General features: G+C 60.6%; 21 protein-coding genes. 7 read left to right on the forward strand and 14 right to left on the reverse strand.

The window, feature by feature from the left end; genetic code table 11:
• Positions 1 to 43: 43 nt before the first annotated feature.
• The 4 genes from AC3WJU_RS19225 to AC3WJU_RS19240 form a co-directional block, all read right to left on the reverse strand.
• Positions 44 to 442, reverse strand: coding sequence for a GNAT family N-acetyltransferase (locus AC3WJU_RS19225; RefSeq protein WP_492260600.1), 399 nt, complete (start codon positions 440 to 442; stop codon positions 44 to 46).
• A gap of 95 nt (positions 443 to 537) precedes the next feature.
• Positions 538 to 1,593, reverse strand: a complete 1,056-nt coding sequence (locus AC3WJU_RS19230) for a hypothetical protein (RefSeq protein WP_492260601.1) — start codon at positions 1,591 to 1,593, stop codon at positions 538 to 540.
• A 39-nt stretch (positions 1,594 to 1,632) separates the two neighbouring features.
• The gene (locus AC3WJU_RS19235; protein ID WP_284991759.1) at positions 1,633 to 2,205 is read right to left on the reverse strand and encodes a hypothetical protein; all 573 of its coding nucleotides are present in this window, start codon (positions 2,203 to 2,205) and stop codon (positions 1,633 to 1,635) included.
• 31 nt (positions 2,206 to 2,236) lie between these two features.
• Entirely contained in the window at positions 2,237 to 2,794 is a 558-nt protein-coding gene (locus tag AC3WJU_RS19240) for a hypothetical protein (RefSeq protein WP_284991758.1), read from the reverse strand.
• 900 nt (positions 2,795 to 3,694) lie between these two features.
• On the opposite strand from AC3WJU_RS19240, the gene AC3WJU_RS19245 reads away from it, so the two are divergent.
• Positions 3,695 to 4,285: a hypothetical protein gene (locus AC3WJU_RS19245; protein ID WP_284991757.1), complete on the forward strand. Its 591-nt coding sequence runs from the start codon at positions 3,695 to 3,697 to the stop codon at positions 4,283 to 4,285.
• A 38-nt stretch (positions 4,286 to 4,323) separates the two neighbouring features.
• Positions 4,324 to 4,989: a hypothetical protein gene (locus AC3WJU_RS19250; protein WP_284991756.1), complete on the forward strand. Its 666-nt coding sequence runs from the start codon at positions 4,324 to 4,326 to the stop codon at positions 4,987 to 4,989.
• Positions 4,990 to 4,991: 2 nt separating this feature from the next.
• Here AC3WJU_RS19250 and AC3WJU_RS19255 read toward each other — a convergent pair whose 3' ends face one another.
• Positions 4,992 to 6,287, reverse strand: a complete 1,296-nt coding sequence (locus AC3WJU_RS19255; protein WP_492260602.1) for a flavin-containing monooxygenase — start codon at positions 6,285 to 6,287, stop codon at positions 4,992 to 4,994.
• Between AC3WJU_RS19255 and AC3WJU_RS19260 the strand changes: the two genes are divergently transcribed.
• Positions 6,286 to 6,564, forward strand: a complete 279-nt coding sequence (locus AC3WJU_RS19260; protein ID WP_284991754.1) for a hypothetical protein — start codon at positions 6,286 to 6,288, stop codon at positions 6,562 to 6,564. The genes AC3WJU_RS19255 and AC3WJU_RS19260 overlap by 2 nt on opposite strands.
• Positions 6,565 to 6,628: 64 nt before the next feature.
• Positions 6,629 to 6,988, forward strand: a complete 360-nt coding sequence (locus AC3WJU_RS19265; protein WP_059388050.1) for a VOC family protein — start codon at positions 6,629 to 6,631, stop codon at positions 6,986 to 6,988.
• A gap of 21 nt (positions 6,989 to 7,009) precedes the next feature.
• Here the strand turns inward: AC3WJU_RS19265 and AC3WJU_RS19270 are convergent, their stop codons facing one another.
• Entirely contained in the window at positions 7,010 to 7,558 is a 549-nt protein-coding gene (locus AC3WJU_RS19270; protein WP_492260603.1) for a pentapeptide repeat-containing protein, read from the reverse strand.
• Positions 7,559 to 8,200: 642 nt separating this feature from the next.
• Between AC3WJU_RS19270 and AC3WJU_RS19275 the strand changes: the two genes are divergently transcribed.
• Positions 8,201 to 8,812 carry a glyoxalase gene (locus AC3WJU_RS19275; protein ID WP_492260604.1) on the forward strand — a complete coding sequence of 204 codons (612 nt, stop codon included), beginning with the start codon at positions 8,201 to 8,203 and terminating at the stop codon, positions 8,810 to 8,812.
• Positions 8,813 to 8,855: 43 nt separating this feature from the next.
• Here AC3WJU_RS19275 and AC3WJU_RS19280 read toward each other — a convergent pair whose 3' ends face one another.
• The 4 genes from AC3WJU_RS19280 to AC3WJU_RS19295 form a co-directional block, all read right to left on the reverse strand.
• On the reverse strand, positions 8,856 to 9,632 hold the full coding sequence (locus AC3WJU_RS19280) for an ABC transporter permease (protein ID WP_059388042.1): 777 nt from the start codon (positions 9,630 to 9,632) through the stop codon (positions 8,856 to 8,858).
• The gene (locus AC3WJU_RS19285; protein ID WP_084784388.1) at positions 9,625 to 10,413 is read right to left on the reverse strand and encodes an ABC transporter ATP-binding protein; all 789 of its coding nucleotides are present in this window, start codon (positions 10,411 to 10,413) and stop codon (positions 9,625 to 9,627) included. The genes AC3WJU_RS19280 and AC3WJU_RS19285 overlap by 8 nt, the downstream gene beginning before the upstream one ends.
• 106 nt (positions 10,414 to 10,519) lie before the next feature.
• The gene (locus AC3WJU_RS19290) at positions 10,520 to 11,284 is read right to left on the reverse strand and encodes an alpha/beta fold hydrolase (RefSeq protein ID WP_306963983.1); all 765 of its coding nucleotides are present in this window, start codon (positions 11,282 to 11,284) and stop codon (positions 10,520 to 10,522) included.
• A gap of 47 nt (positions 11,285 to 11,331) precedes the next feature.
• Positions 11,332 to 11,469 (reverse strand): hypothetical protein, encoded by a 138-nt coding sequence (locus AC3WJU_RS19295; RefSeq protein WP_492260605.1) that lies wholly within the window; start codon positions 11,467 to 11,469, stop codon positions 11,332 to 11,334.
• 180 nt (positions 11,470 to 11,649) lie between these two features.
• On the opposite strand from AC3WJU_RS19295, the gene cspE reads away from it, so the two are divergent.
• Positions 11,650 to 11,853 (forward strand): transcription antiterminator/RNA stability regulator CspE, encoded by a 204-nt coding sequence (gene cspE / locus AC3WJU_RS19300; RefSeq protein WP_028266315.1) that lies wholly within the window; start codon positions 11,650 to 11,652, stop codon positions 11,851 to 11,853.
• 329 nt (positions 11,854 to 12,182) lie between these two features.
• Here cspE and AC3WJU_RS19305 read toward each other — a convergent pair whose 3' ends face one another.
• On the reverse strand, positions 12,183 to 12,611 hold the full coding sequence (locus AC3WJU_RS19305) for a hypothetical protein (RefSeq protein ID WP_492260606.1): 429 nt from the start codon (positions 12,609 to 12,611) through the stop codon (positions 12,183 to 12,185).
• A gap of 1,225 nt (positions 12,612 to 13,836) precedes the next feature.
• On the opposite strand from AC3WJU_RS19305, the gene AC3WJU_RS19310 reads away from it, so the two are divergent.
• Positions 13,837 to 16,137: a helix-turn-helix transcriptional regulator gene (locus tag AC3WJU_RS19310; RefSeq protein WP_492260607.1), complete on the forward strand. Its 2,301-nt coding sequence runs from the start codon at positions 13,837 to 13,839 to the stop codon at positions 16,135 to 16,137.
• Positions 16,138 to 16,157: 20 nt separating this feature from the next.
• On the opposite strand, the gene AC3WJU_RS19315 is transcribed toward AC3WJU_RS19310, so the two are convergent.
• From AC3WJU_RS19315 to AC3WJU_RS19325, 3 genes are read right to left on the reverse strand one after another with little or no spacing between them, the layout of a single operon-like run.
• A complete protein-coding gene (locus tag AC3WJU_RS19315; RefSeq protein WP_172465515.1) occupies positions 16,158 to 16,802 on the reverse strand; it encodes an ABC transporter ATP-binding protein in 645 nt (214 codons plus the stop codon).
• Positions 16,754 to 18,283, reverse strand: coding sequence for a hypothetical protein (locus tag AC3WJU_RS19320; RefSeq protein WP_492260608.1), 1,530 nt, complete (start codon positions 18,281 to 18,283; stop codon positions 16,754 to 16,756). The genes AC3WJU_RS19315 and AC3WJU_RS19320 overlap by 49 nt, the downstream gene beginning before the upstream one ends.
• A gap of 6 nt (positions 18,284 to 18,289) precedes the next feature.
• Positions 18,290 to 18,697, reverse strand: coding sequence for a hypothetical protein (locus tag AC3WJU_RS19325; RefSeq protein ID WP_492260609.1), 408 nt, complete (start codon positions 18,695 to 18,697; stop codon positions 18,290 to 18,292).
• Positions 18,698 to 18,732: the final 35 nt, after the last annotated feature.

The following is an 18,732-nucleotide window of genomic DNA, read 5'->3' on the forward strand; positions in this document are numbered from 1 at the left end:
GTCGGCATGGTCAACATCCTTCCACGAGCACCAGCTCGCTAGGTCAAGGAGTCAACAAAACCGGGGGCAGTCCCGCAAGTTCGTATCCACGTTGAGCGAGTTCACCCGTAATAGCTGACAGGAGACTGCCTCCAAGGCCGCGGCCCTGCGCACTCGGGTCGACTGCGAGGAGCCCCACGACAGGTGCTTCGGGTGGGTCTGTTCCTAAGCCGCTGCCTGCTTTTGTCGCTAGCAGGAATCCCATCAAGCCGAGTTCCGGGTCGTCCGCTACGATCCACGATTCCGCATTATTGAACTTTGGTCGCGCGCGCTCGGCAACACCAACTATCGACCGGCCGTCCCGTGCCTCGCACGCCTTGACCCACAGCGCCAAGCAGGCGGCCTCGTCCGATTGAGTCGCATCGCGGATTAATGAGCTGCCTTCATTTGCTTCCTGGCACATGCGTCCATGATGCCACCAAGATTGAAGCCGAGGAGTGGTTCAAGCCCCATAGTCGATCCTTCACCGGGCCCGCTGTTGCGGGCTCCAGGTTGCCTCTATCCGTCCATGGTTGTCGAGTCAAGGACGGTCTGGAACTCTGGGCTTACCCGGATCGTCAGCCCGCCGTTGTTCGACACATGGGTTAGTTGTTCGTAGCTTGTCCCGTTCCACCAGAAGACGTGGGGACTCACCGGTCCGGGGGAATCGCTGTAGCCCATGGCCGCGAAGCGGGCCATTCCGCTGACCGCTCCGACAACGGTGTCGTCTTCGATGATGTGCCAAACGAGTTGATGCCGGTTCGGGACGCTCATCAGCCATCCGAGATTCTCCCGGATGCGCTTGCCCGTTAGTTCTGAGGCCAGCTCGGGTAAAAGCAGGGCCTGGCTGGCGGTGTAGACAGATTCACCCAAAAGGGCTGTGAAGGAGCCGCCGCCGGGCGCCGGGATGGTTTCAAGTTGTTCGACTTCCATGCGGCGAAGGTTCGTAATCCCTTGAATTCTGAGTCCTTCCCACCCGCCGAACTTGCTCGTGTTTTTATGATTGAAGATGGCAACGGTGTCTGGGAGGTCGAGAGCGAGCATCTCGACAATGCCGGGGGCGAACTCCCTGTGCGGGTAGCCGTCGAGCGTCGGGATGTTCGCCTCATCGTAGAGCCGGGCGAAGGCACGTCCCGAGACATCCGCAGCCGAAAGGATTTCGAACGGATCGGGTGCATCGAAGCTCCCCAGCACGCGCTGAAGGTGTGCGCTAATCAGGCTCCGCCATGCAGACTGCGGCTCGTCATGACAAGCGGCGGCCACGTTCCAGAATCCGAATTCACGTCCGGAGTCATCAACGGCGTGACCGGGCTGTATCTGGACTTCGAGTCCTATCTCGGCGAAGACTTCGCGCGTGATCGCTCGGAAACTATTCGCGGCGGACAAGGTGAGGAACGTGAGGTGCGGATCGGGGGTTTCCGGTTCCTGAGACTTCTTCCTGAAGATGCCCAAAAAGATTCGCTTTCGTTGTAATGGTCGATCGAGTTGGCACCAGCCCATATTGGAAAATGATGTTGTCGGATGACGGGGGTGGAACCGGCGCCCGCGGACCGTGGCATGACAGAACTGAACCATCCGGCGGGGCTTCCGACAAGGAGCTGGAGGGAATCTTTTTCAGGGCGAAGACTCTGAACCTGCTGATTTTCTACGACCTGGCGGTACAGCCTTGGCTAGCCTATCCAGTGACTCCGGGCTCGCGGCGAGTTCAACCTTGCCTTCGTCCGTCACTAAGGTCACGGATTGGAACCCGTACACCGGCATATATTTACGCTCCTTGCCGCCGACCTTCCGGCGCTCCGGAAGCACCTCCTGCACTTTCAACTCCGTCGACCGCCCGGACGGTTCCAGATTGTCGTAGACCGCGGGCTGAAACCGGATGGTTCCCGCACCCGGCGTTGCGATGCCTTGGTTCCAGATGGCGCTGAGCGATCCTGGACGAGAGTCCGGGTAGCGGACAAAAGCCCTGAACTGGCCGTGTGCGTCGAGGCGCCGTTTGGTTTTACGCACATTTCTTACGTGGAAGAGTGCGAAAAGCCAGTAGACCAAGGTGTTCGTGAAGGTTTTGAACATAACAGTTGCAGGGTCGCTTGCATCAAAGACCATCCAGGCAGCAAAGGCAAAGACGACGACGAGAACGTAACCGAACGCCAAGGCCAGATACGGGTGCCGCCGGACCCACTTCTTCATGACGACCTTCCCATGCGGAGGCGACTGCCACTCATCCGATCCGCGCTTGGTCCAAGGCCCTTATTAGCCCGTCAGTATCATCGACATCGTAGAAGGCGACCGCCTGTCCCATTCCGAGGCTGAAAAAATCGAGCCCTGTGTTCTGGTACATGCCCAAAACACCCATAAGTCCTTGGTATCCGAACGTCACGTTTACATGCCGTCCGTCCCTGGCTCGGTCCACCTTCGTAGGCATTCCGATGACTGGGGAATCGGCTACTGACCTGTCGCCCGTGCAGACGATTGCACGAGAATTGGTCAGGCCGTAGATCGTTGCTCTCTTTCGCCGCTTTTTGAAGATGAAACGCCCGAAAATGAAATAAAGGCCCACGAGAACAAAGGGAATGCCCCAGATGATAAACAGGGGCTGCCTCACTGCCGTGATAGCCGTAACCTCCCAAAAGACGGCAAACCCTCCCCAGAGGACACTGAACGGTACAAGGAAGGCGTCAGCCGAAGTGAAGCGAACCCTCGGATCGGGTTGTCCCGCCCACAACAACTGCTCACCTTGGCGGAGGAGGGGAAGAAGGCGGCTTCGGGGGTCGTTCATGCGGGAAGTCTTGCACAAAATCACGGTGAAGGGGGGCTTACTGCAACCATGTCCTCACCGCCCCGCCACGCACCCCGCGACATACTCCGCATCCACTCCCACCCCGCCGACGATCGACGAGTAATGCCCCGTCAACCACGGCAACCCCACTACGTAACGCACGGTCCCGACCTGGATTCTGAAGAGAAGATCTAGGTGTTGCTAGCGAACGCACTCAATTTTGCGGTTATCACCACTCAATTCCTGGAGATTCAACACTCAGTGGCATTATCCGTGGCTAGAATTGTCCAACCTTCTAATGGGTCGTGAGCCGTCAAGACCAGAGACTCGCGGATTCCTGCATTAACCGTGCTGGCAAGAATCAAAGGAGAGAGCGTTGAATCGAACTTTAAAACGAGGAATAATCTCCGCTATTACGGCGGGGATTATTGTGTGCTCAGGAGTGGGACCAGCGCTTGCGGCTGATGGTTCGGGCAAGGCCGAAGACGTCTTTAGCGACTCCTCATACTCCGCACTGACATCTGGGGCACGACCCGGATCACTACTAACAAGGTCCACGATCAACGGCAATCCCTATGGATGCGGGGGCTACACAGAAAGGGTCCATCTTAGTGGTGGAATGTCATCGGTCCACGCTGGCATCAAGGACTGTTCGAGAGCGCCCTCATACCAGATCGTCGGGGCTGAGATCATGAAAGCCGGATGGTTCGGCCTCTGGCACAGATCGGCCTTCAAGAGCGGCGATGCATACAACCGCCTTGCAAAACTTGATGTCAACGCCAAAGCCATTTGCGGTAATAACTCCGATCAGACCTACCGAGGAAACGGTTACCACCGGGTTAACATTGGAGGCGTCAACTACATTGCACGAACGTCCAGCGACATAGCAACACGCTTCGGGTGCGACTCCTAAGGCCAACCCTCGCGATCGCGTCGGTCGCAGCCATTATTTGTGCGACCGGAGCCGTCCATGGATGCAGTCAGCAAGACCATCTTCGCGCGGAAGAGGCAGCTGTCGGTCTTGAAGAGTTCAAAAACGTTCCAAGTGAACCGCCGATACTGAATTATGCAGGCAGCGAGCGTGAAGCCTATGTACTCGATTGGAAGTCCCGGGAACGAACTCTGAGGATTGACAAGACTGGAACGGTTCCGGAGACATTCCAGGCTCCTCCGTCATTGGCTCGCCGATTCTTCCTTCAGGGGTTAGCGAATCCAGTATTTTTGCAAGTGGCGATATTCCATCGACCAGCTTCAGACGTGGATCCATTGACCCGCCCTGACAGGACTTTGACTTGTCATGTCGAACAAATCGGCGACTGCAGAACTTCGAGGAATCAAGAAGCGATTCATATCGAGTTGACTGAGGATGTTTTTCCTCAACAAGGAAAAGTAGTTGTATCTGTCAGTTCAGAATTCTATGCCGAGGCCGAACTCAACTCTGAGCGCTTCATTAATATCATTGGATGGGTTCTGGAAATTGATCTCAGCTAAATTTCCGGGAAAGCGAATATGAGAGGACGCTTGGTTTGATGGATCGCCGGGAAGCAGACTCGGAGTCGCGCATCCGTTGGTTCCTACAGCAGACCATCGGGAAGCCTGCGGGATCGCTGGCCTGCCTTATCCCTCCCGTCTATCCCGCTTATGCCCGGGTGCTGAATCCCGCTATGTCGCCAACTGGTCGACGTTTGCGCTGGTCACAGCTTGCCGGTGATCAGCTGGAGGTTGACGGTGGCACCCAATGGAGCGAGATCGTGGCGGCGTGCGTTCCCGACCCGAATCAAGTCTACGAACCCCAGAACGGTTCCGTTGATTCCGTAGTGGCCGAACGGTTGGTTTCCAGGATAGCGAAGGGCGCCAGGCCGTCACCTGAATGCTTGTTTTTGGTGTGGGAGGGATATGGCGACCTCAATGGCCGGGTTCGAACTTCGCCCGTCATTGTCAATGGCCTTGGTCGGGGACTGCATGTGTTGCGGGGACCGCTCGAACTGGCGCTGGAATCCATCGAGGACAATCCTGCTGGAAGACTGCCCTTGAACTGGCTACCTCTGGATGGAGCGTGGTGCGTCGCTAATGACATCCATGCTCTCTCGGTCTTCATCGGAGGGTCACCTTCCCTGATCGGCGAAATACTGGGCGATCCTGAATTGGAGGCCTATTACATCCGGCCCAATCAAACGTTGGTCTCGGAAGACTAGCCTCACCGCCCCGCCACGCACCCCGCGACATACTTCGCATCCACGCCCACCCCGCCGACGATCGACGAGTAGTGCCCCGTCAACCACGGCAACCCCACTACGTATAGCCCCGGCTGTTCGGTGACGCCGCGGGTATGTCGCGGGTAGCTCCAGGCGTCCAGGACAGGAATGTCCACGAAGCTGAGGTCCAGTTGGTAACCGGTGGCCCAGAGCACCGAGGTGATGTTCTCTGCGGCCAGGTTGACCCGAGGCGAGGCGACAGGTAGCCAGTCGTCCTCCTGCGCAGGTAAAGCCGCAGGCGCGTCGATTCCAGCGGCAGCGATGTAGGCGTCGAGCGCACGGCCCATGCGCTGGCCGAACCCGGCCTCGACTGTTGCGAGGCGTTGTGGGAGGTCGTCCGTGAAGGTGAGTTCGCCGTCGTCGGCTGCTTCCAGGTGCCCGTGCAGCCGGACGCCTTGGCGGCCGAGTTCGCGGAGGTGGATGTCGTGGCCGCCGTCGGTGCCGGAGAGCAGGGGGTTGCAGGCGAACCGCGCCGCGGGGGAGGGCAACTGTCCGACCGTCAAGGCGTTGATCCCGTACTCGGGCCCATGGATTCCAGCTTGCAGGAGCCAATAGAGTATGTCGTGCCCGCGATACCTGCGGGGCGCCTCCGGACACGTCGACACCGCCAGATGCACCTCACGCCCGGCCGCGAGCAGGTCTTCCGCGATCTGCCCACCGGACTGCCCGGTCCCGACGATCAGCACGGCGCCGTCCGGCAGTTGCTCCGGATTGCGATAGTCGTGCGTGTGGAGCTGCAGGACACTCTTGGGGAGTCCGGCGGACAGTGCCGGGATTTTCGGTATTTGATACGCGCCGGTCGCCAGCACCACATTGCGTGCCCGCCAGCCGCCGTCGGACGTTTCAACGCTGAAGCTGCCATCCGACGTCGAGATCCACGTGACGTCCGTGCCTGTACGGACCGGGGCATCGATCCTCTTCGCGTAGCCACGGAAATAGTCCACCACGTCGTCACGGGCCATGAACGCCTCCGGCTCCGGCCCCGCGTATGGCATCCCGGGCAGGTCTAGCGAGAAGTTCGGCGTGTTCAACACGAACGCATCCCAGCGATCCTGCCACGCGCCGCCCAGCGCGTATCGCCGTTCAAGGACCAAGTGCTCGACGCCGGCCCGGCTGAGGAAGTAGCTCGTGGCCAGTCCCGCTTGGCCTCCACCGACAACGAGCGTGTCGATCTCGAGGGGGCGGTTTTGTTGTGCCGCTCTGTTCTGTTGTGCGGCTGTGGGCGGGGCAGTCTCCATGAGCGATCCTTCCGGTCCCTTGGCAGAACTTTACGCCCCGAGATTCAGGTGCGGGAGGTGGACAGCACTGACGGTCCGGACCGTCGTCGCCGATCTGTCCACGACGGCGGGTATCGGCTCGGTCGCCGAGATCTGCGCCAACCAGCCCGGCCTGGAACTGGGCGAAACCGTCTGCGCGCCGGGCGTAGAGGACAGCGGTCTTCTCGACGCAGTCTTCCAAGCGGACCTCGCTGCTTTCGGAGCGCAGAGCCCGGAGCTTGCCACACGGTACCGGTAGTTTCGGCTAATTCGGATGGTCGAACTTGATGCGATCCTCCGGAAACGGTCCTAGAGTGTTGGCCATGGCTATCGCACGCTTCCCCGTCGTGGTACTCGATTGTCCCGACCCCAAGACCCTGGCCGAGTTCTACAGCGCACTGCTCGAGTGGAAAATCGAGCGGAACGACGACGACTGGTGGTCCGTCCGCGCCGAGTACGGCGATTCGATGGCTTTCCAGAAAGTCGACTCCTACAGGGCGCCGGAATGGCCAGGCCAGGACGTCCCGCAACAGATGCACCTCGACGTCGTGGTCGACGACCTCGACACCGCTGAGGCGGCTGTGCTCGAACTCGGCGCGACCAAGCATGAGAACCAACCGGGAACGACATTCCGCGTGTTCCTCGACCCCGCCGGTCATCCTTTGTGCCTCTGCCTGGACTGACGTGCCTGGCGGGGAGGGTGATCATCGGTTGTGCCAGTGCGGGGGCATTTCGAGATCCGAAGGCAAAAGAGTTGCATGGCCACCTTGCGCGGCGTTGAGCTGCGGTTGGGTCAGATACAAGGCTTTGGAAAGATCGGCGCGTTCAAGCCGGACATCCCTGAGGTCTGCGCCGAGCAGATCCACCCCCGATAAGTCACTGCCCCGCAGATCCGCAGCGATAAGGTAGGCCCCGCGGAGGTCTGCCCCGCACAACCGGCGGGAACTGAGATTACTGCCCATCAGGTCCGCTCCCGGCTTGAGCGCTGGATCCAGGTGGTCATCACCGGCGGCAAAATAGGGGGCCCGTACTTCTGCGCTGACATCCATGAGCGTTGACCTCACCTCGGAATGAATTTCTCGAATATCCTGTGAAAGCAGCTCGGGCAGTTCGCCACGGACTGCCCGCTCGATGGTGTTCCTGAGTTGAACCGCACGGCGTGAGGTATCGGGATCGAAAGCCCGGTTCTGTGCCTCGGCCAGGTACCAGAGCATCTCATGAAGCTGACGGGCAGCTTTGAAAGCGGAAAACATTTCGTCTTTTGTGCCAGGGTTCTCAAGCCAGCTCTCTCCGGCGAAGAACCCTTGCGATACATTTTGACCTGCCCCGAAACAGTCAAAGACCGTGCACCCACGAAAGCCCCTCGGGCCCAGGCTGTGGTGGATTGTGCACGAGAAATCAGGTGCGAGGTTTTGGCAAGGAGAGCCTGCCGGTTTATCGAGCGCAAAATCCGCGGAACGTGAGAATCCGAAGGCCGTGCAGCATAGGGCAAAACAGTTTCCGCAGTCAGGGCGCAGGGATTGCCGGTCTAGGGCAGGCGAAAAGGGCTCGGCCGAGTTTAATGATGTTGTTTGCATCTGATCTTCCAGTGGTGAGTTTGGTATTGGGCCGGTGAGAAGGGGAAATCCACAAGGAGTTCCCCTGGCAGGCGCAGGGAATCACCGCTCCTCTCGGGAGCGAACTGGAAGCGCTGAAAGACGCTGGATCACAGAGAAAAATGAAGTATCACTGACATCAGAATACTCGACCACCGCCCGGCCATTCCTCGGTTGACATCGACATGAAGCCAGGGCGCACGGGTGCGGAACACATCGGTCAGGATTGAAGAAGCGGTTAGTGGAGCCTCGGCATAAAGTCGAAATCACAAAGCAACCCACCCCACTAAAGGACATGCCATGACCGCCATCGACTCAGTCACCCTCGAAGTTCCCGACCCCGCGGCCGCTACCGCTTTCTACGACGCCGCCTTCGGATTAGGCGAGCGGGTGCGCGTGCGGGCCTCGAACGCTCCTACTGACGGCTTCCGCGGGTTCACGCTGTCGCTCGTCGTGTCGCAGCCGTCTACCGTCAGCAGCCTCATCGATTCCGCTGTGGAAGCCGGTGCCGCGACCCTCAAACCAGTGGCGAAGTCCTTGTGGGGCTACGGCGGCGTCGTACAGGCTCCGGACGGCGCGATCTGGAAGGTCGCGACGTCGGCCAAGAAGGACAGCGGTCCGGCCACCCGGGAGGTCGACAAGATCGTGCTCCTAATGGCGGTCGCGGACGTTTCGGCTAGCAAACGGTTCTACGCGGACCGGGGCCTCGCCGTTGGGAAGAGCTTCGGCAAGTACGTCGAGTTCGCCATGCCGTCGAGTCCCGTCCAGCTGGGTCTCTACGCGCGCCGGGCCCTCGCCAAGGACGCCGGCGTCTCTCCCGACGGCACCGGTTCGCACCGTCTCGCGATCAGCAGCGACGCCGGCCCGTTCACCGACCCGGACGGGTTCGCGTGGGAGCCCGCCTCAGCGTGAGGGGGCGCGCGGCGCTGCCAGGGACGCCGCGGCTAGCCCCGCACTACCGCGATTCCCATCGGAACCAGCGGATTCCGATGAAGGCGAACACCGCGACGTAAGCGACGCATGCCAGGAGCGAGCCGGTGTCTTGGCCGCTCCAGGCCGACTGGTTCAGGACATCCGAAAAGAGTGTCATGAGGCCTCCGACCGGAGACCAGTCCGAAATTGACTTGATCGTGTCGCCGAGGATGCCGGTTCCGCCGAGGACGCCTAGGAGCAACAGGGCGATCATGAGCAGTCGGCCGATCGCGCTGATGGCGTTGGTGGACCGGATCAAGCCGACGAGCGCTTGTCCAATGGCCAGGAAGACGGCGGCCCCGAGAATAGCGACGGCGATGACCAAAAGGTACTGGCCAACGTTCAGCGTCAGGCCGTGAACAATTGCACCGACGATCACCACGATGATGGAAGCGACCAGATTGGTGACCACCTGCACGATGAGGCGGCTGGTCATGATCATCCAGTTCGGTGCCGGTGTGACCCGCAGCCTTTGCAGGACGCCGATGTCCCGGTCGTGTGCCAGGGCCAGCGTGAAACCGAGCAAGCACGACGTGAGCAGGCCAAGGGTCAAGGCCAAGCCGATGATGAGGGTGGATCCTCCGAGGCGTGATTGCCCCTTGCCGAAGGTTGTGGCCACGAGGATCACGATCGGCAGCAGGGCGCTCAAGACAAGTGAGGTCTTGCTGTTGAGCATCACAATGGAGTCCGCGCGAAGCAGCGAGCCCATCGCCAGGCCGAGCGGCGGGCGGGCGGTATTGACCGCGGCGGCGTTAGTCACGGATTTCACTTCCTGTCAGTCCGATGAAGACGTCCTCCAAGGTGGGCGCGCCGTGGGCCACTGAAAGCACGCGCGGATCCTCCCGGTGCTTGTCGATCAGCTCCGAGGGCTCTCCAACCGTGAGAAGTACGCCATGGTCGATGATCGCTACCCGGTCACACACGGCCTGCGCTTCTTCCATGGAGTGGGTGGTGAGGAGAATGCTGTTGCCTTCTCCACGAAGTTCTTCGATTCGGCGCCATAGCCCACGGCGCGACTGCGGGTCCAGCCCGGCAGTTGGCTCGTCGAGCAGCAGAAGGAGGGGGTTGTGGATGGTGGCAATGAACAGTGCCAGCCGTTGCTGCTGCCCGCCCGACAGCTGTTTGAACCGTTTGCCCAATTCCTGTTCGAGCCCGATGGCCCGCATGCTCGTACCGATCTGCTCACGCGAGAGTTTCACTCCGTAGAGCCCGCCGTAAAGCCTTGCGATCTGCTGAATGGTCAGTTCGGCCTGGAAACTGGAGGACTGCAGTTGCACCCCGAGGCGCGCTTTCGCGTCCAGAGGCTCTTGTTGAACGTCGATTCCGTCCACCAGCAGTTGCCCGGATTTCGGCTTGACCAACCCCTCGATGGCACTGAGTGTGCTGGTCTTCCCTGCGCCGTTCGGCCCCAGCAAGCCGAAGATCTCACCGCGATGAATCTGAAAACTGACGCCGTCGACGACGGTCCGCTCGCCATACGCGACGCGCAAAGCGCTGACGTCCAAAACCGGCGGCTGTGCCGGCACATTCACTTCACTCATCGAGCCGTATCCCTCTCAGGCTGGCCGAACCGCCCCATGTCAGGGCGCCGTTTCGATGAGTCTATATGCGGGAACCTGTGGTTTTCGTGGGAGCCGACACCGCGCCCTAAACGACCCGATTCGCCCGTTCCCAGTGGTCCCGCAGCAACGCGCCGAGCCGGTCGGGCTCGATCCGGTGCGGGGGATCGAAATGGTGGCGGTCCGGGAACACCTCGAGGCGGAAGTCCGGGAATACTGTGGACAGCCGCTCGGCAACCTCGCCATAGTCGTCAGGGTTGCTCAGGCCGCCGAGGACGAAGAACACCGGCCGATTGAACGCAGCAAGCCGCGCCCTATCCAGATCGTAAATCTTGAAGTCACGCAGGAATGCCCTGATTCCCGCCGGCCGCTTGGCCATCCACGGCGGCGGCCCGCCTTCGGGCGGTGGCGGAAGGACGACGTCGGGCTTCACTCCCAACCTCATGAACGCGGCCATGAATTGATCTGGCGGTAGCGATTCCAGCGCCTCATAGTCCTTCCAGAGCCGGGTGTGCGCCGGACTCCAATCCCAGCTTCCCGCCCATGCGGGCTCGAGGAGCGTGAGACTGAGCAGTCGCTGTGGATGCTTGGCAGCGAACGCCAAAGACGCTGCCCCGCCGCCCGAATAGCCGAGCAAATGGAACGTCTCCCAGCCCCGGGCCTCGGCCTCGCGGAGGACACCATCGATTTCGGTGTCCAGGCTCCAGCCCGGCGGCGGCTCATCGCCGTCGTACAGTTCCAGGTCCTTCGCGACGGCGTCAACGTCGGGACCCAGCGCTTCGATCAGCGCCCCGTAGGCGGGTTCGGCGGGAAGGACGCTCCCCGGAAGAAGGACGACCCGAATCGGCTCCATGGCGGAACTCTACGCCTCTTGGGGTGCTAAGGGAGGGGGAGGAAGGACTATTTTCCGGGGCCGAGGACCGAGAGGCCGGCGTCCAGCGCAGCGGCGAGAAGCTCGGTGTAGAGCAGCATCGAAGCGACGAGGCGGTGTCCTGTTGCCGCGGTTGGCGGCGCGCGGCAGATGAAGGATTTCGACAAATAGTAGCCATCCGGCCAAAGGCCTGTATGCTTGGAGCTGTTGTTGTGTTTGGCATTTGGTAGTTCAGGCAGTTCCCGCGGTTCATCAACCGCGACCTTCTGAAGTAACGGTGGAGAACACCCCACACCGGAGGCCCGACAGTCGGGACAACCTCCACCTTCAGTAAGGAAACTGAAAAAATGGCTACAGGTATCGTCAAGTGGTTCAACTCCGAAAAGGGCTTCGGCTTCATCTCTCCGGAAGATGGCAGCCAGGACGTTTTCGCTCACTACTCTGCAATTAACTCGGGCGGCTACCGCTCCCTCGAAGAGAACCAGAAGGTTTCCTTCGACGTCGAGCAGGGCCCCAAGGGTCCCCAGGCAGTAAACATCCAGGCTCTCTAAGCTTCGGATTTCAAAAAGCAGGGCCGGTCATTGACCGGCCCTGCTTTTTTGTGCCCATTTCCGGGTTGCGTGGCGACCTCTCGACGCGCAAATTTCCCGGTGACACGCCAAATCCCTGTCGACACCGGAATTCCGGTAGCGACAGGGATTTGGCGTGTCGCTTAGCTTTTGCTGTAGCGCTCGGCCTTGGGCTTGGTCATGTCCGTCCCTGGATCGTCTTCGCTCCGATGTCGGATTCTGCTCAATCATTCGAATGGACAAACGCCGGTCCCGCGGAATCACGGGACCGGCAACTTCGGCGAAGGGAATGATCCAGCAGAATCCGAGGGCTATTTCTCGCAGCCGATGCCGTCACCGTCGCTGTCGAGACCGTATATGTCAGTCCCGATCACCTTGACAGGACCACGCACGTAGGCTGGGCCATTACCCTTACCGCCTGCGCAGTCGACGTCTGAAGCAATTGGGACGCACGCCCAGGCATAGTTGGGGTCACAGCCCGACGGCGGTGCGGGAGCCGCTTGCTTTGCGGCCGCCTGTGCTGCGGCTGCTTGCGCTGCCTGTGCTGCGGCTGCTTGCGCTGCCTGTGCTGCGGCGGCTTGAGCCGCAGCCGCGTCGGCCGCTGCTTTGTCGGCCGCCGCCTTGTCAGCAGCGGCCTTGTCAGCTGCTGCTTTGTCTGCCGCGGCCTTGTCTGCCGCCGCCTTCGCCGCAGCTGCTGCTGCGCGAGCGTCGGTTACTTTCTTTGACTCTGAGCGTTCCATCCAAACTAAGGTGCCCGCGTCGGATTTTGTGCAGATGTACACCTTGGGCGGGTAGCTCTCGGTTGCGTTCTCCGTTACGCAGGACGCGGATTTCGGCGCGGTCGGTGTGGGCGTGGGAGTTGGGGTGGGCGTCGCCGAGGCGGAAGTTGATGCCGATTGAGTGGCCCCCGCTTGGGAGGTTGTTGGGCTGGCTCCGCCGCAGGCGGCAAGGGAGAGTGCTGCGGCAGTAGACGTGACGATGGCAAAGACCTTGAAGATATTCTTCCGAGATTTCAAGAAGTCGTGCGACGCGTGCTTTATTTCCCCGTTGTTTTCAGGCGCGCGAGTATTCATTTATTGCCCCCATGATTCAGTTTTTGACGCGAATGTCAGCAGATCCTAGCATCTGAAATGCGAGAAAAGAAGAAGTTGTCCACATGGACGAGAAAGCCTCTTGACAGGGTCCCAAGAGGTTGTGGTCCATTCTGCAAATTAGAATTTATATTCGATCTATGAAAACTAGATTCGAATAAATATCCACATGCGCGAGGTTCGATCTAGAGGCGGCCACGAAACCCCCGTAGCGTCGGAAGCAAGAGACCACCACCAGGAGCACCATGGAAAATTCATCGCGAAACCCCACCTCCTTGGACGCCGGGGGAACACTGAGTTCTCTTCGGCGCACACGGAGATGCGGAACAAAACCCCACGTCGGCACACGTAGACGGCTCCCCGCGCACACTGAGTTTTGCCAAAACACCACTTAGATGGCCGTTTCGGACTTTACGGTTTCCCTTGGAACGAGGTTCGTCAGCGCACCCCGGGGGATTCCGTGGGAGTGCTTGGGAGTCCGCCTGCCAACGCCCGGCTTTGGGCAGGAAACAGTTGAATCGTCTGGACCTCGCACCACCTAAGGACCGGAGAGTGCTGGATCAGCGCGTCAGAGAAAGTTGGATCGCGAGTGTTCGATCAGGAAGTTCGGCGAACGCTGGACTACGTTGCTCGCGGAATGATAGTTCGAATTGTCGGCGCGCCTGGCAGCGGCCGCACGAGTGTGGTGCAAAAGGCTATCGCCGATCTGGAAAATACCGGAGCAACGGTTTACTCCGTTTCGGGACTCCGCTCACATCGCGAAATACCCTTTGGTGGAATACATAGCCTGAGCCTGGATATTCGAATAGGCCAATTGGGAGTCCTCGGTGTAGCTGACACCCTGGCGAGCCGGCTCTCCAGGCCAGGGGAGCGCGTGCTTGTGGTCGATGACCTCGACTTCGTCGACACGGAGACTGTTGCGGTTCTGGACGCCGTCCGGCGTCGGACGAAACGGCCCATGATCGTCACCATGAGCGAGTCATCCATCTACTCGATGGCACAGCCAGCGGTGCTCAGCCCCGGACCGGAAGCGAGGGTTCACCTGAATCCGCTTCGCTACGAGCAAGTGAACGAGCTCCTCACCGGCATTCTGGGAGCCCCGGCGGACACCGACACCACTGCCCGGATCCTGACGAAATCGGCAGGGAACCCGCGGCTTGTGGTTCGCATCGCGGAAACTGCTTCCCTCAGTGGCTTGATTGTCCTCCGCCATGGTCAATGGCGCATGACGGGCGACACCCTGTGGAACGAGCACCTTCATGGCACGGTGGAATCCCTCCTCGAAGGACTCGAAGCCGACGAACTCACGGGCCTTCAAGCCATGGCCATCGCCGGGACCACGCCCCTCGACGTACTGCAACAGGTAGTTCATTCCGATGTTCTCGACAGGCTCGAACAGCGCGGCCTCATTTCCGTTGTGGAGGACCTCCACAACACTGTCTCCGCTTCGATCACGCCACCGGTCCTGGCCGACTACTTCCGTGGTCAAAGAGTGCTCACAAGCAGGCGGGTCCTGAAGAGTCGAATCACCCGAGCCCTCAGCGGTTTGCCACAGGAATCCCACGTTGACCTCAACTCGGCTGATTCGCTGATGAGGGTCCTGGCTGCGCTGCGCCTTGAACGGAGCTCGGACGACGCCGCAACTGCACGCCATTTTCATGAGCAAGTATCCGTCCTGGAGCGCAAGCGATACGAGCTGTGGAATGCCGAAAGGTCAGTATCGAATGCTGTGGCACTTCTGAGGGTCTATTGGGGCTCGCCGATTGACGGATCGAGAATTGAGCGGATCCTTGCCCAGACCGTGACCTCGGAAGGCGAATCGTGCGATCTCCTGTTCCTGGCATTTACCAAAGCGCTTTGGGCGATCCATAAGGGCAAAGGACTGGACTCTGCGGCCGGCGCCCTCAGGAGCTTCGGGGAGGAACGTCCCAAATGGTCCGCCGAAGCCGAAGCGGCAGAACTTTTCCTCGTGGCGTCCTACGACAGAATGCCGGAGAACCTCGACGGGATCTTCGCGCGTCTGCACGATCGTCACCCCGAAAGCGGTGTGATAGCCAGCATCCGGGGCATCCTGGAACTCTACCGATTCAACCCTTCCGCCGCGCTCAAAGCCATCGACACTTCAGGCGGCTTAAGAGGCATTCCGGGAATCGAACCGTTCATCCGTGGAATGGCTTTGTTCAGCTCGGGGCGGATCGATGAGTCGATTGTCTTTGCGCTTGACCAACGCGCAGATGCCCGCCGCAAGCTGGACCAGTTCGGGATGGTTTGCAACACCTATGTGGCTGCCCAGGCCCTGATCTACCGCGGCTATTTCGACGACGCCGAGTACCTCATGGGCAGTGTGTTTGCCATGGGGCGGCCAGGCTTCCTGGTGGCTTCCCTTCACGACGCAATGCTTAGGCTCGCCGGGCTCAGGACGGCGACGTCCGCGATCTTGCCCGCAGCGACCCTTGCCACCCAGGCACGGCGCGAAGCTGAAGACATCGGCCCGCTCCCCGGGACAGCGAGAGGCGTGTACGAGCTCGTCGCCGCGCGACCCCTCATTCCCGCTGTATTCGACGGGAAGGCCGCGAAACTCATTCAACGGCAGCTCGAACGTGGCTATGTCCTCGAGGCGATCTATTCCGCGCTCTTCTTCACGTGCCTTCTCCCGGGCCGGAAAGTTCTCGATCTCCTCCGGCAGACCTTGAAAGAGTATGCACCGGCCGCTTCACATGATCAGCTCTTGGCAATTGCCGCGGCCGTGGTGGAGGACGACCACCAAATGCTCGGCGTGCTGCTCGAGCATTACGAGCCCGACGCCGATTTCTACCAGGTCCGGATGCTGCTCCGCGGCGCCTTCAAGCGGTATGCGTTCGTGGACAACACGATCGGTGCGGCTGCGATGGACCGGGCGTACTCCATGTTCGCGGCACGTTTTCCTTCGCCGGATGAGCCCGTCGCGTTTAGTTCCGGAAGCTACTCGCCCCTGACCGTCCGGGAAATCGAGATAGCAGCCCTGGCAGGTCATCGCTCCAACCCGGAGATCGCCGAGCATCTGGGAATCAGTATCAGGACCGTGGAAAGCCACATCTCCAACGCGCTGCGCAAGACAGGAAGCCCTTCCCGCACGGCCCTCTTTGACCTTGTCCGGGATTCGTCTCCGTTCCGCGAAAAGCGGCTTTCCGAGTGAGCCTGCCAGTGGGCTTCGGTCTACGCGATTGCTCCTTCCTCCTTGAAGACGAAGGAATGCCTAACGGTCAGTTGCTCCGGAATTGTGTGCGAAATGAGGACAACCACTTTGTGCTGTGCCCAGTCGCCGAGCTCGTCGATCAGGGCCTCGATGCCTCGAACGTCCATGCCGTTGAAAGGCTCATCGATGGCGACCACAGGGGTGTCGGCCACAGTGCACATGAGCAGCCAGAGCTTCCGGATATTGCCCGTGGACAGCATGGAGACGGGCTGCTCCACCCAGTCCTTCAGTCCATACTTGGCCAGCCGGGCGAGCCCGGCCTCCGGACCGACCTGACGGCTACGTGCCGCCAGAGCCAGATGGTCGTGAACCGTCATGGAGGGGTAGAGCGCCGGCGTCGTACGGCAGACGCTCCGTACGTGGCGCGCGTCCGGTGAGCTGGCGTCGATACCGCAAAGCCGAACGCTTCCGGCCCAAGGTTGGAGGAAACCGCTGATGAGCTCCAGGAGCGTCGATTTCCCGCTGCCATTGCTGCCGGCCACACGGTAAAGCCCGGGCTCGTTCATGCTGAGACTGAGTCCGTCCAGGACAGGGGTGCCTTGCCGGTAGCCGGCGGTTACAGAATCGATTTCGATCGAAGCCTCAAAAGACGTTGATGCAGGCATACGGCGGCTCCCAGGATCAAGAGGATGGAATAGCCCAACAACAGCACGGTGCTGAACTCGGGGCTGACAACAAGAATGAGCGAGCATGGAGAAATCAGGAGGAGTGTGAAGAGGCCGTCCATCACGTCATTGGACTTGGTCCCGTCAGTGGTGGTTGGCGGACGGGAGAGGGATTCCGCGACGACTCCGGACGCCGCGACGATCAAACCCGCGAGGACAGCACCAGGAGCCGGAAGGTCCAGGGCGAGAAATGCCCCTAGGAAAACAAATCCACCGATGGCCGCCCCCGCCATGACGTAGATTCCGACGAGCCGGACAACGATCGCGGTGGCGGAGAATCCGTTCTCCCATGCGAAGCGGTAGTGGTACAGCTTCGCGGTGGGCCCGATCCGATAGAGCATCGGTTCCGTGACGCCGAGGCTCAGGAGCACGGCAGCACCAATCAAGGATTTGTGCAGCTCTCCGGAGCCGAGAGCCGACTGCAGGGGGAAGACCCCCCTCGCTCCCAAGAGGATGCCAACGACGGCGATCCAGGCAAGGACGATGGTGGCGATCACCGAGCCCTGTTTGCTGCTCAACAGATCAGTGACAACGAATAGCCCGAAGCTTGTCGCCGGCCGTTGGCTGCCGCTCCGCTCCGTATTGAAAGAAATCCTGCGGTAGCTGAGGCGGCGCCAGGCACGGATGCTGAGCAGGATCAATATCCCGGACGCGGCCGCTGCCAGGGAGTACAACGCCGGAAGGAAGCGCGAGGGGTCCACGGCGAGGCCGCCGAGCCGGGAGAGCTGAGGCAGGAGAAATCCCGTGGCAGCCCCGAGCAACAATCCAAGGATGAGCGCCAAGACGCCATACCGCCAATGGAGGCCCATCCTTCGTGCAGGTGTTGAAGCGAAATGGAGGACGCAGTAGACGCACGCACAGGAGGCGAGAGCCAGGACGGAGGCCGAAGCCGCCACGACGCCAAAGTAGCTCGGCGATTCCTCGAAGAAGACCAGGAGGAATACCGCGGCCGAATACCAAAGGATGCCCGTGCGGCGGAACGCCGGGACCAGACCGTATCTCACCACAACCTGCGGGAGGGGAAGTTCCATCGCCCGGAAGAGCTCCAAATGCGGAGTGCCGGATACTGCCAGCCGTCGGCTTGAAACTACCTCGGTGAGAACTGAGGCGACCGCGGAGTAGAGGATCGCGAGGAATCCCCAGTTGAGCACAGCAGCCGTGTCTTGGCGGAGCGGGCCGTCGCGGAGAACAGACATCGTGGATGCGAACACCATTGTTCCGAGCAGGACCAAGGCGATCGATCCGAAGATCGCGAGGGCCCTGAAACCGTCCAGCGTGAGCGGCAAACGCATCGCATTGACGATTTCGAAAGCCCGGAAGTCGCGCAGGATTCGGTAATCGGACCTCCGGACCGACACAGCAGGGACGCTGGCGTTAGAAGCTTGGCCTGCGACGTCGGCGGGTGGGGTTTTGGTCCTCATCGGCGCCTAGAACTTGCTCCGCGGACTCTTCTTCTGGACTGAGTCCATGAAGGCCACAATGGTGAGGACCGCGAGGCCGAGCGCACAGACCGCAGCGATGGCCGACGTCGTGCCCTGGAACGGGACGACTATTACCGGGCTGAGGGCCGCCGCGTTGGCGAAACCGGCGACGGCGAAAACGGCCGCCTTGAGCGGTAGCCATTTCCCGGCCTTGCTGAAGGCCGCAATCAAGGGTGCCGCCACTCCGAAGACGAGAAGTACGGTGACCATCGTGTTCTTCACGGCGAGGGGATCTATGTTCTTGAGGCCATCCGGGGCGGGAGAAGCCCACATCAGGCCGACTGAAATGCAGGAGAATGCAGCGACCAGGAGGCCCACGATTCGTAGAAGCAGGCCGAAGAGCTGAGTAGTCATTGAGAATTTCTGTCCGTGGGTGGTGGTTGAGGAAG

This window comes from Arthrobacter sp. FW306-1B-F12A (assembly GCF_058781865.1).

What these genes read in the sequence shown, in the direction of transcription:
- AC3WJU_RS19225 (WP_492260600.1), bottom strand. Translation starts at nt 442, where the DNA reads ATGTGCCAGGAAGCAAATGAAGGCAGCTCATTAATCCGCGATGCGACT.
- AC3WJU_RS19230 (WP_492260601.1), bottom strand. Translation starts at nt 1,593, where the DNA reads ATGGTTCAGTTCTGTCATGCCACGGTCCGCGGGCGCCGGTTCCACCCC.
- AC3WJU_RS19235 (WP_284991759.1), bottom strand. Translation starts at nt 2,205, where the DNA reads ATGAAGAAGTGGGTCCGGCGGCACCCGTATCTGGCCTTGGCGTTCGGT.
- AC3WJU_RS19240 (WP_284991758.1), bottom strand. Translation starts at nt 2,794, where the DNA reads ATGAACGACCCCCGAAGCCGCCTTCTTCCCCTCCTCCGCCAAGGTGAG.
- AC3WJU_RS19250 (WP_284991756.1), top strand. Translation starts at nt 4,324, where the DNA reads ATGGATCGCCGGGAAGCAGACTCGGAGTCGCGCATCCGTTGGTTCCTA.
- AC3WJU_RS19260 (WP_284991754.1), top strand. Translation starts at nt 6,286, where the DNA reads ATGAGCGATCCTTCCGGTCCCTTGGCAGAACTTTACGCCCCGAGATTC.
- AC3WJU_RS19255 (WP_492260602.1), bottom strand. Translation starts at nt 6,287, where the DNA reads ATGGAGACTGCCCCGCCCACAGCCGCACAACAGAACAGAGCGGCACAA.
- AC3WJU_RS19265 (WP_059388050.1), top strand. Translation starts at nt 6,629, where the DNA reads ATGGCTATCGCACGCTTCCCCGTCGTGGTACTCGATTGTCCCGACCCC.
- AC3WJU_RS19270 (WP_492260603.1), bottom strand. Translation starts at nt 7,558, where the DNA reads ATGTTTTCCGCTTTCAAAGCTGCCCGTCAGCTTCATGAGATGCTCTGG.
- AC3WJU_RS19275 (WP_492260604.1), top strand. Translation starts at nt 8,201, where the DNA reads ATGACCGCCATCGACTCAGTCACCCTCGAAGTTCCCGACCCCGCGGCC.
- AC3WJU_RS19285 (WP_084784388.1), bottom strand. Translation starts at nt 10,413, where the DNA reads ATGAGTGAAGTGAATGTGCCGGCACAGCCGCCGGTTTTGGACGTCAGC.
- AC3WJU_RS19290 (WP_306963983.1), bottom strand. Translation starts at nt 11,284, where the DNA reads ATGGAGCCGATTCGGGTCGTCCTTCTTCCGGGGAGCGTCCTTCCCGCC.
- cspE (WP_028266315.1), top strand. Translation starts at nt 11,650, where the DNA reads ATGGCTACAGGTATCGTCAAGTGGTTCAACTCCGAAAAGGGCTTCGGC.
- AC3WJU_RS19305 (WP_492260606.1), bottom strand. Translation starts at nt 12,611, where the DNA reads ATGGAACGCTCAGAGTCAAAGAAAGTAACCGACGCTCGCGCAGCAGCA.
- AC3WJU_RS19315 (WP_172465515.1), bottom strand. Translation starts at nt 16,802, where the DNA reads ATGCCTGCATCAACGTCTTTTGAGGCTTCGATCGAAATCGATTCTGTA.
- AC3WJU_RS19320 (WP_492260608.1), bottom strand. Translation starts at nt 18,283, where the DNA reads ATGAGGACCAAAACCCCACCCGCCGACGTCGCAGGCCAAGCTTCTAAC.
- AC3WJU_RS19325 (WP_492260609.1), bottom strand. Translation starts at nt 18,697, where the DNA reads ATGACTACTCAGCTCTTCGGCCTGCTTCTACGAATCGTGGGCCTCCTG.